Here is a 17,008-nt window from a genome sequence, read left to right on the forward strand (position 1 = left end):
GGTAGTTACTGAGGTGTCTGTCCAGCCTGGGTATCAAAATCGAAGGCCAGGCTGACATTGGCAAACAGCGGTACTTCGCGCCGGTAGGCGGCACGAATGAACACACTGTTGCTGGTGGTAATGATGGTGAGGTTTTCCGGCTTGATCGAGGAAATGTCGCCCACCATGGCATGGTTCATGAACTCACGACGCAAATCGTACTCGCTCTTGCCGGTTTGCCCGGCCATGGCCGTCACTGCCTTGCGCACTTCGGCATACTCTTTGTATACCGGCAGCACCTTGCCTGCCAGCAGGAAACCTGCGCCGACAAACAACATGATGACCAGAACAGAAATGACTGACAAACCGTGCTGACGCTGCATGTGAGTCCCCATGACTTGGTATTAGTGGATGCTGGTGCCGATGCGTGACAGGGCGCCGAAGTTCATCCAGATCAGGAAAGCCTTGCCCACCATCAGCTTGTCGTCAACAAAGCCCCAGTAGCGGCCATCCAGGCTGTTGTCCCGGTTATCGCCCAGCATGAAGTAATGACCGGCCGGCACTTTGCAGACAAAGCCGTTGTCATCATACTGGCATTGGTCGCGGTAAGGGAATTCTGCCACCTGCCCCAGTGCCACTACCGGTGCATCCGGAATGTTCAGGACCTTGTACGCCTTGCCATCCATCACTTCCTTGAACTGGTCGTTGTGAATGGTACCCAGGCTTTGTTCAAGATAGTCATAAGTACCGTCTTTTTCATCCGGCACTGCCTTACCATTGATGGTGAGACGCTTGTTGCGGTATTCCACCACGTCACCGGCCACACCAATCACACGCTTGATGTAGTTGACCTTGGGGTTGGGCGGATAGTTGAACACCACCACGTCCCCACGGCTGACCTTGCCCACCGGCACGATCACGTTGTTGAGCACCGGCACACGGATGCCGTAGGCAAACTTGTTGACCAGGATGAAGTCACCCACCACCAGCCCCGGACGCATGGAGCTGCTGGGAATCTGGAAGGGTTCCACCAGGAAGGAACGCAACAGGAACACCACCAGGATGACCGGAAAAAACCCGCGCGAGTATTCAACGAAATGCCCTGCTTCACCGGCACGTTTCTTTGCCAGCACAAACTTGTCCAGCGCCCAGACCACACCGGTCACCAGCACGAACACCAGCATCACCGCGGTGAAGCTCATGTAGTTGGACAACAGGCCAAAGCCACCGATGACCAGGGCCAGATAGCCCCACTGCACCGATACCGGCCAGTCTTTCTGGCCGACTTCACGCTGGCCGCCAAAAGCAATCAGCATGCCGCCGACAATCACGGCAACGATAAATACCCAGAACAGGTTTTCGCCCACTTATTTGTCCCCTACTTGAAGAATGGCCAGGAATGCCTCTTGCGGAATTTCCACATTACCCACCTGTTTCATCCGCTTCTTGCCTGCCTTTTGTTTTTCCAGCAGCTTTTTCTTACGGGTGATGTCACCGCCGTAGCACTTGGCCAGCACGTTCTTGCGCAGCGCCTTGACGGTTTCACGCGCAATGATATGCCCGCCGATAGCCGCCTGCACAGCAATGTCGAACATCTGGCGCGGAATCAGTTCGCGCATCTTGGACACCAGCTCGCGACCACGGTAAATACTGGAGGCACGGTGCACGATCAGGCTGAGCGCATCCACTTTCTCGCTGTTTACCAGCACATCCAGCTTGACCAGATCAGAGCACTGGAATTCCTTGAACTCGTAATCCAGCGAGGCATAACCACGGCTGGTGGACTTGAGCTTGTCAAAGAAGTCCATCACCACTTCGTTCATCGGCATGTCGTAGGTCAGCATCACCTGACGGCCCAGGTACTGCAAATTGCGCTGTACGCCGCGCTTCTGGGTACACAGTGTGATCACCGCGCCCACATAATCCTGCGGCACCAGGATGTGCGCCGTGATGATGGGTTCGCGGATTTCCTCGATCTTGCCCGGATCCGGCAGGCGCGACGGGTTTTCCACCTGGATGATGCTGCCATCCTTGAGCACCAGCTCGTACACCACGGTGGGTGCCGTGGTGATCAGGTCCATGTCGAACTCGCGTTCCAGACGTTCCTGCACGATTTCCAGATGCAACAGGCCAAGGAAGCCGCAACGGAAACCAAAGCCCAGCGCCTGCGACACTTCCGGCTCGAACTTGAGCGAGGCGTCGTTCAGTTGCAGTTTTTCCAGCGCATCACGCAGCGCTTCGTAATCGTGGCTTTCCACCGGGTACAGGCCGGCAAATACCTGGGACTGCACTTCCTTGAAGCCCGGCAGCGGCTCGGTGGCCGGCGTTTTCATCAGCGTGATGGTATCGCCCACCTTGGCCGATTTCAGCTCCTTGATACCGGCGATGATGAAGCCCACTTCACCGGCGTTCAGCACTTCGCGCTGCACCGACTTGGGCGAGAACACGCCCACCTGCTCCACCAGATGCTCGGCACCGGTGGCCATGAACTTGATCTTGTCCTTGGGACGTACCTGACCGTCCTTGACGCGCACCAGCATCACCACGCCGACATAGTTGTCGAACCAGGAGTCGATGATCAGCGCCTTGAGCGGGCCATCCGGGTTGCCTTCCGGCGGCGGAATCTTGCTGACCACGGTTTCCAGGATGTCTTCAATGCCGATGCCGGACTTGGCCGAGGCACGCACGGCATCAATGGCTTCAATGCCGATGATGTCCTCGATTTCCTGCGAGACACGCTCGGGTTCGGCCGCGGGCAGGTCGATCTTGTTCAGCACCGGCACCACTTCCACGCCCAGGTCGATGGCGGTGTAGCAGTTGGCCACGGTCTGCGCTTCCACGCCTTGCGAGGCATCCACCACCAGCAGTGCGCCTTCGCAGGCGGACAGCGAGCGGGAAACCTCATAGGAGAAGTCCACATGCCCCGGGGTGTCGATCAGGTTCAGGTTGTATACCTGACCGTCGCGCGCCTTGTAATGCAAGGCTGCCGTCTGGGCCTTGATGGTAATGCCGCGCTCTTTCTCGATATCCATCGAGTCGAGTACCTGGGCACTCATTTCACGCAGTTCGAGGCCACCGCAAAACTGGATGAAGCGGTCGGCCAGGGTCGATTTGCCATGGTCGATATGGGCAATGATCGAGAAGTTTCTGATATGTTTCATCGGTATCCAGCAAAAAGATAAGGGCACGCTGGCGTGCCCTCGAACAACTCACACTGGCGCGGATTTTAGCCGATTTCGCCCAAATGTGCAGCCAAAGCAGGAATATCCAGATGCCAGTGACAAATCTCCTGTTCACCATCCATCAAAACCGGCACCAGTTCGTTGAATCTGGCCTCCAGTTCGGGGTCCGCATCCACATCCACCACATCCAGCGCAAAGCCGTGCCGGTCTTGCCACGGCTTGAGTTCCGCCAGCATCTGATGGCACAAACTGCAGTACTCCCGGAAATACAAAGTCAGCTTCATTCTTCTCCACCAATGCTCAAGGGCACAAACAGGGTGATGCCCTGACGCCAGAGCTGCAAGGCCAGGGTACTTCCCTTGGGCGCAGCAGTGACCGCCGCCTTGAACTGGGCAAAACTGCCCAGCGCCTCGCCACCCAGACCAACAATCACGTCACCCGGCTGAATGCCGGCACGGGCCGCAGCACCACCCACCCGCTTCACCTGCAAACCGTACTTGACCCCTACCTTGGCCAACTGGGCAGGCGTCAGCTCCTGCAAGGCAAGGCCCAGCTGCTTCATGTTCTGCGCATCCGGCACCGCTTGCGGCGAACGGTACTCGCGCTGGGCGGTACGGGCGTCTTCGGTTTTCAGCTCTTCCGGCACCACGGTCAGCTTCTGCATGGCACGATTACGCCACACTTCCAGCACCACCGGCTTGCCCGGACGAATGGCACCAATCAGGCGCGGCAAGTCTGACGAAGAGTCCACGGCCTGTCCGGCAACGGAGAGGATGATATCACCGGTTCGCAGCCCTGCCTTCTCGGCCGGACTTTTTTTCTCCACATCATTCACCAGCGCACCAGCCGGCTTGGCCAGACCAAAGGAAGCGGCCAGATCCTTGTTCAGCTCCTGGATTGCCACGCCAATACGACCGCGGCTGACCTTGCCGGTGGCCTTGAGCTGATCGGCCACATTCATGGCCACATCAATCGGGATGGAGAAGGAAATACCCATGAAGCCACCGGAACGGCTGTAGATCTGGGAATTGATACCGATCACTTCACCCTTGAGATTGAACAACGGGCCACCGGAATTCCCCGGATTCACTGCGGCATCGGTTTGCAGGAAGGGGACAAAATTCTCATCCGGCAGCAGGCGATTCTTGGCCGAGACAATGCCGGAAGTCACCGTGTTTTCAAAGCCGAAGGGCGAGCCGATGGCCAGCACCCATTCGCCAACCTTCACGTCCGCCATGCTTCCCAGCCGCACCACCGGCAGGTTCTTGGCATCAATCTTGAGCAAGGCCACATCGGTTCGCGCATCGGAACCAATCACCTTGGCCTTGAATTCACGCTTGTCGGTCAGGGTGACGGTAATCTCGTCCGCCCGCGCCACCACGTGGGCATTGGTCAGCAGATAGCCATCCGGCGAAATGATGAAGCCGGAGCCGAGCGAACGCTCCTGTCGCTCTTGCTGCTGTTGCGGGGCAAAACGGCGGAAGAATTCGAAGAATGGATCGCCCTCCATGCCTTCGGGCATGGCACTGACATTCTGCTTGATGGTGGATGTGGTACTGACGTTGACGACAGCACGCCCTTCCGTTTCAACAATACGGGTGAAGTCAGGCAAATCAGCCGCCAGGGCAGCCGCAGGTTGGACAGTAAATGCAGAAGCCGCCAGCATGGCAGCAACGATCAGCTTTTTGATCGACATGGTCGCTCCATCTTGATGTGGTTTGCACAGAAAACAGCGGAGAAGCTTCAAGTGGCCGACCTCCCCGCCCAGGGCGGGAAGGTCGGCCAGCACCATCATGGCTTGAGAGTGATCTTGAGGTTCCTGATCATCGCCAGCATGGTTGGTTCGGGCAGATCGCCCACCAGGGTGACCAGATAATCCCCCTGGGGTGCCGTGGCCATATTGACCGCGCCATGCAGATTAACCGCTCGTTCGACACGGCTGTCGCCCTGCGGCTCGATGAACAGCGACAACATTACCAAACCGTCGCTATACACCATGTGCCGCACCGTACGCTCCGCCTGACCAGGCAGGCTGCGCTGCACCGCACGCAACAGCTTGAAGCCGCCCGGCATGCCGGTAACTTCAGACGGCGCGTCGGCATCCAGCGTCATCTGCGGCGCACTGGCGCTGCGCAATACATAGCTCAGCTTGTATTGCGGCTTGAAGGCTGCACGGTCTTTCGGGCCTTGCAATTCGACTTCGGTAAAAGTGAACTGCTCCATCGGCTCTCCGGCGGCATTTTGCGTGATGACCTTCAGCGGAAGATTGCTGACCGGATCGACGCACATGCGCAAGGCGTAGCGCTTGCTGTCCTTGGGCTTGAGGTCCAGCCAGCTGCAATCACGCTGCGCCACCCGGTCCTTGCCACCATGCTTCAGCGTGTAGGACTGGGCGATATTGCTGATGTCGTCGGGCAAAATGGCCGGAAACAGGCGCATGGCGCTAACCTTGGCCGCTCCCAGCGACTTGGCATCCGGCGCGTAGCAGACCAACTCGAAACCCTTGCGGATGATTTCGCGCGACGGGCCATCCAGCGAGGTGCGTTTTTCCTGGATGTTGTCACCCGAACCGGCACGCACAATACGGTAGGTTTCCAGAGAGGCATTCATCTGATGCAGGTAGGTGCCGCTCAGTGGCAATTGCCTTGCCGCTGCCGCGGCTTTTTTTACCACCAGCCAATCATCGTCCGCGTGAGCCAGTACGGCCACCCCCATCAGACAAACCCCGGAGAGCTGTGTCAGACGCATCAGTGGCGGACTCCATTCCCGTAAGCAACCTTGACTACGCTCTGGTCAGCAGTCATTTCCTGATGGGCCGCCAGATACAGGTCGTCATGCTCCTGGGCCGACTGTACCGACGCTACCGGCACACCCCGGTCCGCCACGGCGGAATCGGCATTGCCATGCGACAGCTGCTGCCAGCCGACCACAGCGGCAAAGCTGACGCTGGCGGCCAGCGCCACGGCACCCGCCCGGCGCGACCGGATGGGCGCAAACCAGCGACGCGGTGCCAGTACCGTGGGCTCAGCAGCCAGGCGCGTGGCAACACGCTGACGCACATTGACGCTCACATGGGAATTGTCACGCATGGCATCCCCGATCAGGTGGTAGGCATCCCACACCTGCTTGAGCTCCTCTTCTTCCGTGATGGCTTTGATTGTTCTGTCTGCGAGCTGCCCGTCCAGCTCGCCATCCATCAGTGCAGATAATTTTTCTTTCATACCTACCACCTTTTGTTTTTTGCCGTATCCAGCAATGGCCTCAACTCGGCAGCAATAGCCTCCCGCGCACGGAAAATACGCGAGCGGACGGTGCCGATGGGACAATTCATTACCTGTGCAATCTCTTCGTAGGACAGTCCGTCCATCTCCCTGAGGGTGATGGCGGTTCTGAGCTCCTCCGGCAAAGCCTGCACGGCACTGTTCACTGTCGTCACGATTTCCTTGTTCATCAGCTCGGTTTCGGGCGTATTCATGTCGGGAACTTGCGACGCCAGGTCGAAGCTCTCGCCATCTTCGTCTTCAAACTCGCTGTTCACCACCGGACGACGCCCGGCTGAACTGAGGAAATTCTTGGCAGTATTGATGCCGATTCGGTACAGCCATGTGTAAAACGCGCTCTCGCCACGGAAAGATGGCAAGGCGCGATACGCTTTGACGAATGCTTCTTGCGTCACATCTTCGATGTCGGCGCCGTCGCGAATGAAACGTGACAAAAGTCTGGCCAGACGACGCTGATATTTTCCAACAAGCAGGTCGAATGCTCTTTTTTCACCTCGCTGGGCACGCTCCACCAACTGTTGATCGATCTCACGATCACTCATGTCGTTGTAATGCTCCCTGAATTGTCCACTGGTTTAGTTGTGTGTACTGCTGTGTGAACACAACGCTAGACAGTGGCTCGTGCAATGAGTTCCCCCGTGCTTTGCTGCCCGGAAACATAGCAGACCTTGCGCAAAAGCTGAAACTTTCCTCCGTACAGAATGAGGTCATAGAGCATTTGCACTCCAACCAAGCACTTGCTAGAATGACCCCAACATCACCCGGATCAACACAAGGACCCAGCCATGAGCACACCCGGTCAACGCTTCCGTCTCGCCGTAGAACAAGAAAAGCCGCTGCAGGTTGTTGGTGCAGTCAACGCCTATGCAGCACGTTTGGCCGAACACTCTGGCTTCAAGTCCCTGTATCTGTCCGGCGGCGGCGTGGCTGCCTGCTCCTGCGGCATTCCGGACCTGGGCATCACCACCCTGGAAGACGTGCTGATTGATGTGCGTCGCATTACCGACGTGACCGAACTGCCGCTGCTGGTGGATATCGATACCGGCTGGGGCGGCGCTTTCAATATTGCCCGCGCCATCCGCAGCCTGGAAAAAGCCGGTGCTGCTGCCGTGCATATTGAAGACCAGGTACAGCAAAAGCGCTGTGGCCATCGCCCGAACAAGGCGATTGTCAGCCAGGAAGAAATGGTAGACCGCATCAAGGCCGCCACCGATGCGCGCAAGGATGACAGCTTCGTCATCATGGCCCGCACCGACGCACTGGCCGTGGAAGGACTGGATTCCGCCATCGAACGCGCCGTGGCCTGCGTGGAAGCCGGTGCCGACATGATTTTCCCGGAAGCCATGACCGATCTGGCCATGTACAAGCAGTTTGCCGAAGCCGTGGGTGTACCTGTGCTGGCCAACATCACCGAGTTTGGCTCCACCCCGCTCTACACCACCCAGGAACTGGGCGAAAACGGGGTGTCGCTGGTGCTGTACCCGCTGTCCGCCTTCCGCGCCATGAGCCAGGCCGCGCTGAATGTGTACGGCGCGCTGCGTCGCGACGGCACCCAGAAAAATGTGCTGGACCTGATGCAGACCCGCATGGATCTGTACGAACACCTGGGCTACCACAGCTACGAGCAAAAGCTGGATGGGCTGTTTGCCGAAGGCAAAAACAAGTAACGGTCCGCCGAAGGCAAAACAAATAAGTATCTGCCGAAGGCAAAAACAAGTAACAGCCTGCCACCAGCAAGACTGGCAGCAAAACCAATCAGTCAGGCAGCCCCGCGCAGCCTGACCATGCGCACAACAGTAACAGCAGAGAAATTGTCCAAGGAGAAATGGCATGACTGAAGTGGTTCTGACTGGCAAGCCGAAGAAATCGGTCGCCCTGTCCGGCGTTGCCGCCGGCAATACCGCCCTGTGCACGGTTGGCCGTACCGGCAACGACCTGAGCTATCGCGGCTATGACATTCTGGATATCGCCGATCAGTGCGAATTTGAAGAAGTCGCCTACCTGCTGGTGCACGGCAAGCTGCCGAACAAGGCCGAGCTGGCAGGCTACAAGCAAAAGCTGAAAGCCCTGCGCGGCCTGCCGCAAGTGGTGAAGAGCGTGCTGGAAGCCCTGCCCGCCTCCGCCCACCCGATGGATGTGATGCGCAGCGGCGTGTCCGCCCTGGGTTGCACCCTGCCGGAAAAAGACGACCACAATATCGCCGGTGCGCGTGACATCGCCGACCGCCTGATGGCTTCCTTCGGCTCCATGCTGCTGTACTGGTACCACTTCAGCCACAACGGCAAGCGCATTGACGTGGAAACCGACGACGACTCCATCGGCGGTCATTTCCTGCACCTGCTGCACGGTGAAAAACCGTCCGAGCTGTGGGTGAAGGCGATGCACACCTCGCTGATCCTGTACGCCGAGCACGAATTCAACGCCTCCACCTTTACCAGCCGCGTGATTGCCGGTACCGGTTCGGACATGTACTCCAGCATTACCGGTGCCATTGGCGCGCTGCGCGGCCCCAAGCACGGCGGTGCCAATGAAGTGGCGTTTGAAATCCAGAAGCGTTACGACAATCCGGATGAAGCCGAGGCAGACATCAAGGCCCGCGTGGAACGCAAGGAAGTGGTGATCGGTTTTGGCCACCCGGTTTACACCATCTCCGACCCGCGCAACAAGGTGATCAAGGAAGTGGCGCGCAACCTGTCCGCCGCCGCTGGTGACAGCAAGATGTTCGACATTGCCGAGCGCCTGGAAAGCGTGATGTGGGACATCAAGAAGATGTTCCCCAACCTGGACTGGTTCTCCGCCGTGTCCTACCACATGATGGGCGTACCGACTGCCATGTTCACCCCGCTGTTCGTGATTGCCCGTACCAGCGGCTGGAGCGCTCACGTGATCGAGCAACGCATTGACGGCAAGATCATCCGCCCGTCGGCCAACTACACCGGCCCGGACGATCAGGCTTTCGTGCCGCTGGCACAACGCTGATGGTCAGGGGAGCTAAGCCGCAAGGATAGCTCCCCGCTTTGCTTCCACCCTGAGAGTTTTAGCGACGCCATGAACAAAAACTACCGCACCCGATTGCCCGGCAGCCAGCTGGACTACTACGACACCCGCGCCGCCGTTGACGCCATTGCGCCCGGCGCCTATGCCACCCTGCCCTATACCTCGCGCGTACTGGCCGAGCAACTGGTGCGCCGCTGCGAACCGGAACTGCTGACCGACGCGCTCAAGCAACTGATCGAACGCAAGCGCGACCTGGATTTCCCCTGGTATCCGGCGCGCGTGGTGTGCCACGACATTCTGGGTCAGACCGCACTGGTCGACCTGGCCGGTCTGCGTGACGCCATTGCCGACAAGGGTGGCGACCCCTCGCTGGTCAACCCTGTTGTACCGACGCAGCTGATTGTCGACCACTCGCTGGCCGTGGAATGTGGTGGTTTCGACCCGCAGGCTTTTGAAAAAAACCGTGCCATTGAAGACCGTCGCAATGAAGACCGCTTCCACTTCATCGAGTGGACCAAGACTGCCTTCAAGAATGTGGATGTGATTCCGGCCGGCAACGGCATCATGCACCAGATCAATCTGGAAAAAATGTCGCCGGTGATCCAGGTGCGCGACGGCGTGGCCTTCCCTGACACCTGTGTCGGCACCGACAGCCACACCCCGCACGTGGATGCACTGGGCGTGATTGCCATCGGCGTGGGCGGCCTGGAAGCGGAAACCGTGATGCTGGGCCACCCGTCCATGATGCGTCTGCCGGACATCGTCGGCGTCAAGCTCACCGGCCAGCGCCAGCCCGGCATTACCGCCACTGACATCGTGCTGGCGCTCACCGAGTTCCTGCGCAAGGAACGTGTGGTGGGCGCTTATGTCGAGTTCTTTGGTGATGGTGCTGCCAGCCTGTCCATCGGCGACCGTGCCACCATTTCCAATATGTGCCCGGAGTATGGTGCCACCGCTGCCATGTTCTATATCGACCAGCAAACCATCGACTACCTCAAGCTGACCGGCCGCGAAGCCGAGCAAGTGGCACTGGTGGAAAACTACGCCAAGGTCAGCGGCCTGTGGGCCGACAGCCTGGAAAGCGCGCAATACGAACGCGTGCTGGAGTTCGACCTCTCCAGCGTGGTGCGCAATATGGCTGGCCCGTCCAACCCGCACAAACGTCTGCCCACCTCGGCACTGGCCGAGCGCGGCATTGCGGTTGACCTGGACAAGGCCCGTGCCGAAGAAGCCGAAGGCCTGCTGCCGGATGGCGCGGTCATCATTGCCGCCATCACCAGCTGCACCAACACCAGCAACCCGCGCAATGTGGTGGCCGCCGGCCTGCTGGCCAAGAAAGCCAATGAGCTGGGCCTGCTGCGCAAGCCGTGGGTGAAGTCCTCGTTTGCTCCGGGCTCCAAGGTGGCCAGGCTGTATCTGGAAGAAGCCGGACTGCTGCCGGAACTGGAAAAGCTGGGCTTTGGCATCGTCGCCTATGCCTGCACCACCTGTAACGGCATGTCCGGCGCACTGGACCCGAAAATCCAGCAGGAAATCATAGACCGCGACCTGTACACCGCCGCCGTACTGTCCGGCAACCGCAACTTCGATGGCCGTATCCACCCGTATGCCAAGCAGGCCTTCCTCGCCTCGCCACCGCTGGTGGTGGCTTACGCCATTGCAGGTACCGTGCGCTTTGATATCGAAAAAGACGTGCTGGGCGTGGTGGATGGCAAGGAAATCCGCCTGCAGGACCTGTGGCCGTCCGATGATGAAATCGACGCCATCGTGGCGCGTTGCGTGAAGCCGGAGCAGTTCAAGCAGGTATACATCCCGATGTTCGACCTGGGTCAGGTGGAAGAAGCCAAGAGCCCGCTGTACGACTGGCGTCCGAAGTCCACCTACATCCGTCGTCCGCCCTACTGGGAAGGCGCACTGGCCGGCGAGCGCACGCTAAAGGGCATGCTGCCGCTGGCGGTGCTGCCGGACAACATCACCACCGACCACCTGTCGCCGTCCAACGCCATCCTGCCCAGCTCGGCTGCCGGTGAATACCTGGCCAAGATGGGCTTGCCGGAAGAGGACTTCAACTCCTACGCCACCCACCGTGGCGACCACCTGACCGCCCAGCGCGCCACCTTTGCCAACCCGCAACTGGTGAACGAAATGGCGGTAGTGGATGGCGCGGTGAAGAAGGGTTCGCTGGCGCGTATCGAGCCGGAAGGCAAGGTCACCCGCATGTGGGAGGCCATCGAAACCTATATGGCCCGCAAACAGCCGCTGATCATCATTGCCGGTGCCGACTACGGCCAGGGCAGCTCGCGTGACTGGGCAGCCAAGGGCGTGCGGCTGGCCGGGGTCGAAGCCATCGTGGCCGAAGGCTTCGAGCGCATCCACCGCACCAACCTGGTGGGCATGGGCGTATTGCCGCTGGAATTCAAGGCCGGCACCAACCGCAAGACCCTGGCCATTGACGGCACCGAAAGCTACGACGTGAAGGGCGACATCTCGCCGCGCTGCACGCTGACGCTGGTGATTCACCGTCGCAATGGCGAGACGCTGGAAGTGCCGGTCACCTGCCGTCTGGATACCGCCGCCGAAGTGCGGGTGTATCAGGCTGGCGGCGTGCTGCAGCGCTTCGCCCAGGACTTCCTGGAGTCCACCACCGCTTGAGTTTTGCTGCTCCCGGCCTGCGGGCATGTCCCTGCCGGCAGGCCGGACCCAGAGCAGCCCCCAACCGCAGGGCGGCGCGAAAGTAAGTTTCGCAGCCGCCCTGCTGCTTGCCACCCTATTCCGGCAATGCCTGTTGACGGCCTTGCCCACAGCATGACAGGAGAGACTGCATGGCCCATGCTCCACAAATCCGCATTCCTGCCACCTATATCCGTGGCGGCACCAGCAAGGGGGTGTTTTTCCGCCTGCAAGACCTGCCTGCCGCGGCGCAGCAGCCCGGCCCGGTGCGTGACGCCATCCTGATGCGGGTGATCGGCAGCCCCGATCCCTACGGCAAGCAGATCGATGGCATGGGCGGTGCCACCTCCAGCACCAGCAAGACGGTGATCCTGGCCAAGAGCAGCCGGCCCGATCACGATGTGGACTACCTGTTTGGCCAGGTGGCCATCGACAAGGCCTTTGTCGACTGGAGCGGCAACTGCGGCAACCTGTCCGCCGCCGTCGGCTCCTTTGCCATCATGAGCGGACTGGTGGATGCCAGCCGCATTCCGGCCAATGGCGTGGCCACGGTGCGCATCTGGCAGGCCAATATCAGCAAGACCATTATCGCCCATGTGCCCATCACCAACGGTGAAGTACAGGAGACCGGCGATTTCGAGCTGGACGGCGTCACCTTCCCGGCCGCCGAAGTACAGCTGGAATTCCTCGACCCGGCCGACGAGGGCGAAGGCGATGGCGGCGGTGCAATGTTCCCCACCGGCAATGTGGTGGACACGCTGGATGTTCCGGGCGTGGGCAGTTTCCAGGCCACCATGATCAATGCCGGCATCCCCACCATCTTCCTTAACGCAGCAGAACTGGGTTACAGCGGTAGCGAACTGCAGGAGGCCATCAATGGCGATGCCGCCGCACTGGCCCGCTTTGAAACCATCCGCGCCCATGGTGCAGTCCGCATGGGGCTGATCAAGGACATTGCCGAAGCGGCCACCCGCCAGCACACCCCCAAGATTGCCTTTGTCGCTCCGCCTGCGGCCTACACCGCATCCAGTGGCAAGCAGATTGACGCCAGCGACATCGACCTGCGCGTGCGCGCCATGTCCATGGGCAAACTGCACCACGCCATGATGGGCACCGCTGCGGTGGCCATCGGCACGGCTGCCGCCATTCCAGGCACGCTGGTGAACCTGGCCGCCGGTGGTGGCGAACGTCAATCGGTGCGCTTTGGCCACCCCTCCGGCACCCTGCGCGTAGGTGCGGAAGCGAAGTTGGTGGACGGCCAGTGGCAGGTCAGCAAGGCCATCATGAGCCGCAGCGCCCGCGTGCTGATGGAAGGCTGGGTGCGTATTCCCGGCGACAGTTTCTGAGCATTGAAGTCAGCAAATCAGCCAACAAAAATGGCCACCCCCGGGTGGCCATTTTTCATTGGGTAATGGCCAGCATCAGCCTGCCACCACCACCCGGTTACGCCCGGCACGTTTGGCCTGATACAGCGCCATGTCAGCCTGCTTCACCCAGGCGGCCTTGTCGGCCATCAACAGCGAGGCGCTTGCCACCCCCAGGCTCAGCGTTACCGTGATATCGGCCTGACTGGCATGCACCGTGCGTGCCGCCATTTGCTGACGCAGGGTTTCGGCCAGCAGCGCGGCATGTTCCAGTGTGGAATCCGGCAGCACCAGCAGGAACTCCTCGCCACCGTAACGAATGGCGGTGTCGTGCAGGCGCATATGTTCCTGCAACAACATGGCCACCTGTGCAATCACCAGATCGCCCACATCGTGGCCGAACTCATCATTCACCTGCTTGAAATGGTCGATATCCAGCATGATCAGCACCGCTTGCTGGCCTGAATGCTGACAGCGCAACCACTCCTGCTGCAATACCTCGTCACCAGACCGACGATTGAGCAGACCGGTCAGCCCGTCCAGCCGCACCAGTTGTGCCAGATAGGTATTGCTCTGCTTCAGCGCATCCAGCAGTTGCTGGTTGCGCCCTTGCCAGTGCAGGAACAGGCGGTAGGCAAAAAAAGCATTGAACAGCACGATCAGGGCAAATACCCAGAAGAACACCCAGCCGGTCTGGGTCATTACCAGCGCCGCCTGATGCACCTCCGGAGCCAGACCGCGCTGCAACTGCCCCAGCAACAGGCTGCTGCCAAGACTCAGCGACAAATAGCCAAACACCAGCACGCCGACACTGACCAATAACAGCAGCAGCACCACCAGATGGCGCGATTCGCCATCACTGCCCTGCACCTGCGGCAAGCGCGCATACAGCCAGCGCTCGGTCCGCAGCCAGGACCACGCCAGGATAGGCCCCACCAGCAACAGGTTCTGCAGGAAAAAGCCCAGCCACCAGCCTTGCCAGATTGGCAGCAATTCCGACAAAGGCTGATGATTGCTGTAGGTCCAGATCAGCGCGCCGCTGGAGCTGAAAATGCTGCCGGCAAAGGAGAGCTGGACAAAATGCAGCAGCGACTCCAGGCTGCGCAGTCCGCGCATCATGGGCAGGGCCCGAAACCCCAGGGCAATCACAGCCACGCCCAACGGGTCGGCAAAGGCAAACAGTACCGCCCACTGCCAGGCCATGCCGGCATACAAGGCCAGCGACAAGGTGGTGAGATAGGCCGGAATCGCCCCCCACCACCAGCCAATGCACAAACTCCACCACAGGCTGATCAGCAAGGCCGGGTAGACGGTGATATACACCGTCACCCCGCCAAATTGCAGTGGCATGCCAGACCAGTTATCCACCACCGACAGCACACCCAGCCCCAGCGAAACCAGCAGACTGCCCAGCCACGCGCCAAACAACAGCCAGCGCTCACGTACCGACAGCTGTTGCCACAAACGCCAGGGGCTGGCAAAGGACGCGCGTGCACTGGCAAAAGCCGCAGGAACGGACAGCACGGAAGATGAGGAGCCGGCAGCGTCGGTATTCATGGTGAATCAAGGCTCACAACGGGATTGAGAAATCATTCTGCCTTGCCACCAACACTGGGCTGGGCGGCGGAACAAACCGGGAACACAGGCAAGGCGCGGCAGTGACATTAGCATAATTCACCCTTGCTCAGCAGGGATATTGCACCCGACTGCGGCATTACCCCTGCCCAGCCGGGACAGAAGCATGAAATTGCATGGATAGCTGTTGCATATTGACTGCACACCCGGCCTCATACCAGTCCGGATACGAAAAAACCCGGCCAAACCGGGTTCATGCACGCCATGTCCATACCGGATGGCATTCAGACCGTGTCCGCCATGCTCTCGCCCAGACGCACCGGACGGGCCGGCTGCCAGTCCTGCTCAAAATGCAGGCCAGCCGTGGCCGGGAACAGCAATACCACCGTAGAACCCAGCTGGAAACGGCCCATCTCCTCGCCCTTGCGCAGGATGATTTGCTGGTCCTGATAATCCCAATGCTGAATGCGGCCCGGACGCGGCGGATTGACAATGCCGTGCCAGACCGTACCCATGCTGCCAACGATGGTGGCACCCACCAAGGTCAGCACAAAGCGGCCATGCGGGCCTTCAAACTCGCATACCACCCGTTCATTACGGGCAAACAGGCCGGGCACACCACGTGCCGTGGCCGGATTCACCGAAAACAGCGCACCGGGCACATAAGTCATGCTGAGCAGACGCCCGTCGCAAGGCATGTGAATGCGGTGGTAATCACGCGGGCTCAGATAAATGGTGGCGAACTGGCCGTCCTGATAGCGTGCCGCCATCTCGGCATCACCACCCACCAGCGCGGTGGTGGAATACGCATGGCCCTTGGCCTGGAAGATCTGATCGGCGTGAATGGCACCAAACTGGCTGATGGCACCATCTACCGGGCAGATCAGTGCGGTATCCGCCAATGGTCGCGCACCGGCACGCAGCGGGCGGGTAAAAAACTGGTTGAAGCTGGGATAGCTGCTGATATCCGGATTGGCCGCTTCGGCCATGTTCACCTGATAGCGTCCGACAAACCAGCGGATGACCGCCGTGGTCAGGCTGCCGGCTTCGGCACTTGCCAGCTTGCCGGCCAGAATGGTTAAAGCCTGCTTGGGCAGAAGATATTGCAGCCATACGGCAAAGCGTTCGGACACGATGTAAAACCTTGAATGCGGACAGCCGCACATTATAAGCCGGACTGCCAGTGAATGCGAAACGCCAAGCTGCATTTGCCTGCACAGCCGGTCACTGACCGTCAGGACTGGAAAGCCATGGATGCGCTAACTAGAATGCAGACGGGCTTTACCTCTTCTGCCCGCTTTCCTCACACAAGGAACCACAATGAGCACACTGAACGTTCTGGCCATTTGCGGCAGCCTGCGCCGTGCCTCCACCAATATGGGTCTGCTGCGCTACGCCAAGGCACATGCGCCAGCCGGCATCCAGATCGACATTGCCGACCTCAGTCAGGTCCCGTTCTACAACGCCGACATCACTGAAAAACCGGCCGCCGTGCAACAACTGCTGGCACAACTGGCAAAGGCTGATGCCTTGCTGCTGGGCTGCCCGGAATACAACTACTCCATGGCCCCGGCGCTGAAAAACGCGCTGGACTGGGCTTCGCGCGAGCCGGACAACAAACTGCTGGCAGGCAAGGCCGTGGCCATTGTGGGCGCTGGCGGCGGCATGGGTACTTCGCGTGCGCAGTACCACCTGCGCCAAAGCTGCGTGTATCTGGACCTGCACCCGCTGAACAAGCCGGAAGTGTTTGCCAATGCCTTTGCCGGCGGTTTTGATGCCGAAGGCAACCTCACCGACGAGCGCCTGCAAGGCCTGGTGGTACAGCAGCTGGAAGCATTGCACGCCTGGGCCACCCAGCTGAAAGCCTGATCGCACCGCTGCACACCCTGCGCTGTTCCACACCCGGCTGCGGGACAGCGCATTATCTTGTTTTTACTCAATTTTACTTCCATCCTGCCGA

General features: G+C 59.9%; 15 protein-coding genes. 5 read left to right on the top strand and 10 right to left on the bottom strand.

What is annotated here, in order from left to right; genetic code table 11:
• Positions 1 to 5: 5 nt before the first annotated feature.
• From ACE3SE_RS12850 to rpoE, 8 genes are all read right to left on the bottom strand, one after another.
• Positions 6 to 362 (bottom strand): DUF4845 domain-containing protein, encoded by a 357-nt coding sequence (locus ACE3SE_RS12850; protein WP_131359581.1) that lies wholly within the window; start codon positions 360 to 362, stop codon positions 6 to 8.
• A 21-nt stretch (positions 363 to 383) separates the two neighbouring features.
• A complete protein-coding gene (gene lepB, locus ACE3SE_RS12855) occupies positions 384 to 1,346 on the bottom strand; it encodes a signal peptidase I (RefSeq protein WP_052694226.1) in 963 nt (320 codons plus the stop codon).
• Positions 1,347 to 3,140: a translation elongation factor 4 gene (gene lepA / locus ACE3SE_RS12860; protein ID WP_374555791.1), complete on the bottom strand. Its 1,794-nt coding sequence runs from the start codon at positions 3,138 to 3,140 to the stop codon at positions 1,347 to 1,349. It lies immediately after the preceding gene.
• Between the two features lie 65 nt (positions 3,141 to 3,205).
• Entirely contained in the window at positions 3,206 to 3,445 is a 240-nt protein-coding gene (locus ACE3SE_RS12865; RefSeq protein WP_045847950.1) for a glutaredoxin family protein, read from the bottom strand.
• A complete protein-coding gene (locus tag ACE3SE_RS12870; protein ID WP_374555793.1) occupies positions 3,442 to 4,857 on the bottom strand; it encodes a DegQ family serine endoprotease in 1,416 nt (471 codons plus the stop codon). Before ACE3SE_RS12870 ends, ACE3SE_RS12865 begins: the two co-directional genes overlap by 4 nt.
• 95 nt (positions 4,858 to 4,952) lie before the next feature.
• The gene (locus ACE3SE_RS12875; protein ID WP_374555795.1) at positions 4,953 to 5,909 is read right to left on the bottom strand and encodes a MucB/RseB C-terminal domain-containing protein; all 957 of its coding nucleotides are present in this window, start codon (positions 5,907 to 5,909) and stop codon (positions 4,953 to 4,955) included.
• Positions 5,909 to 6,382, bottom strand: coding sequence for a sigma-E factor negative regulatory protein (locus tag ACE3SE_RS12880; protein WP_374555797.1), 474 nt, complete (start codon positions 6,380 to 6,382; stop codon positions 5,909 to 5,911). The genes ACE3SE_RS12875 and ACE3SE_RS12880 overlap by 1 nt, the downstream gene beginning before the upstream one ends.
• Before the next feature lie 2 nt (positions 6,383 to 6,384).
• Positions 6,385 to 6,984, bottom strand: coding sequence for an RNA polymerase sigma factor RpoE (gene rpoE / locus ACE3SE_RS12885; RefSeq protein WP_045847946.1), 600 nt, complete (start codon positions 6,982 to 6,984; stop codon positions 6,385 to 6,387).
• Positions 6,985 to 7,227: 243 nt separating this feature from the next.
• Here rpoE and prpB point away from each other — a divergent pair, with 243 nt between their 5' ends.
• The 4 genes from prpB to prpF all read left to right on the top strand — a co-directional run bounded on the left by prpB (position 7,228) and on the right by prpF (position 13,455).
• Positions 7,228 to 8,109, top strand: coding sequence for a methylisocitrate lyase (prpB, locus tag ACE3SE_RS12890; protein ID WP_045847945.1), 882 nt, complete (start codon positions 7,228 to 7,230; stop codon positions 8,107 to 8,109).
• Positions 8,110 to 8,272: 163 nt separating this feature from the next.
• On the top strand, positions 8,273 to 9,421 hold the full coding sequence (gene prpC, locus ACE3SE_RS12895) for a bifunctional 2-methylcitrate synthase/citrate synthase (protein WP_059287001.1): 1,149 nt from the start codon (positions 8,273 to 8,275) through the stop codon (positions 9,419 to 9,421).
• A gap of 69 nt (positions 9,422 to 9,490) precedes the next feature.
• Entirely contained in the window at positions 9,491 to 12,091 is a 2,601-nt protein-coding gene (gene acnD / locus ACE3SE_RS12900) for a Fe/S-dependent 2-methylisocitrate dehydratase AcnD (RefSeq protein ID WP_131359573.1), read from the top strand.
• Between the two features lie 170 nt (positions 12,092 to 12,261).
• The gene (gene prpF, locus ACE3SE_RS12905; protein ID WP_374555800.1) at positions 12,262 to 13,455 is read left to right on the top strand and encodes a 2-methylaconitate cis-trans isomerase PrpF; all 1,194 of its coding nucleotides are present in this window, start codon (positions 12,262 to 12,264) and stop codon (positions 13,453 to 13,455) included.
• A 75-nt stretch (positions 13,456 to 13,530) separates the two neighbouring features.
• Here prpF and ACE3SE_RS12910 read toward each other — a convergent pair whose 3' ends face one another.
• Complete coding sequence (locus tag ACE3SE_RS12910) at positions 13,531 to 15,030, bottom strand: GGDEF domain-containing protein (protein ID WP_374555802.1); 1,500 nt, start codon at positions 15,028 to 15,030, stop codon at positions 13,531 to 13,533.
• A 302-nt stretch (positions 15,031 to 15,332) separates the two neighbouring features.
• Positions 15,333 to 16,181 (bottom strand): archaetidylserine decarboxylase, encoded by an 849-nt coding sequence (asd, locus tag ACE3SE_RS12915; protein ID WP_374555804.1) that lies wholly within the window; start codon positions 16,179 to 16,181, stop codon positions 15,333 to 15,335.
• 187 nt (positions 16,182 to 16,368) lie between these two features.
• Here asd and ACE3SE_RS12920 point away from each other — a divergent pair, with 187 nt between their 5' ends.
• Positions 16,369 to 16,917: an NADPH-dependent FMN reductase gene (locus ACE3SE_RS12920; protein WP_131359566.1), complete on the top strand. Its 549-nt coding sequence runs from the start codon at positions 16,369 to 16,371 to the stop codon at positions 16,915 to 16,917.
• Positions 16,918 to 17,008: the final 91 nt, after the last annotated feature.

Source organism: Aquitalea pelogenes (assembly GCF_041914625.1).
GTDB lineage: Bacteria > Pseudomonadota > Gammaproteobacteria > Burkholderiales > Chromobacteriaceae > Aquitalea > Aquitalea pelogenes.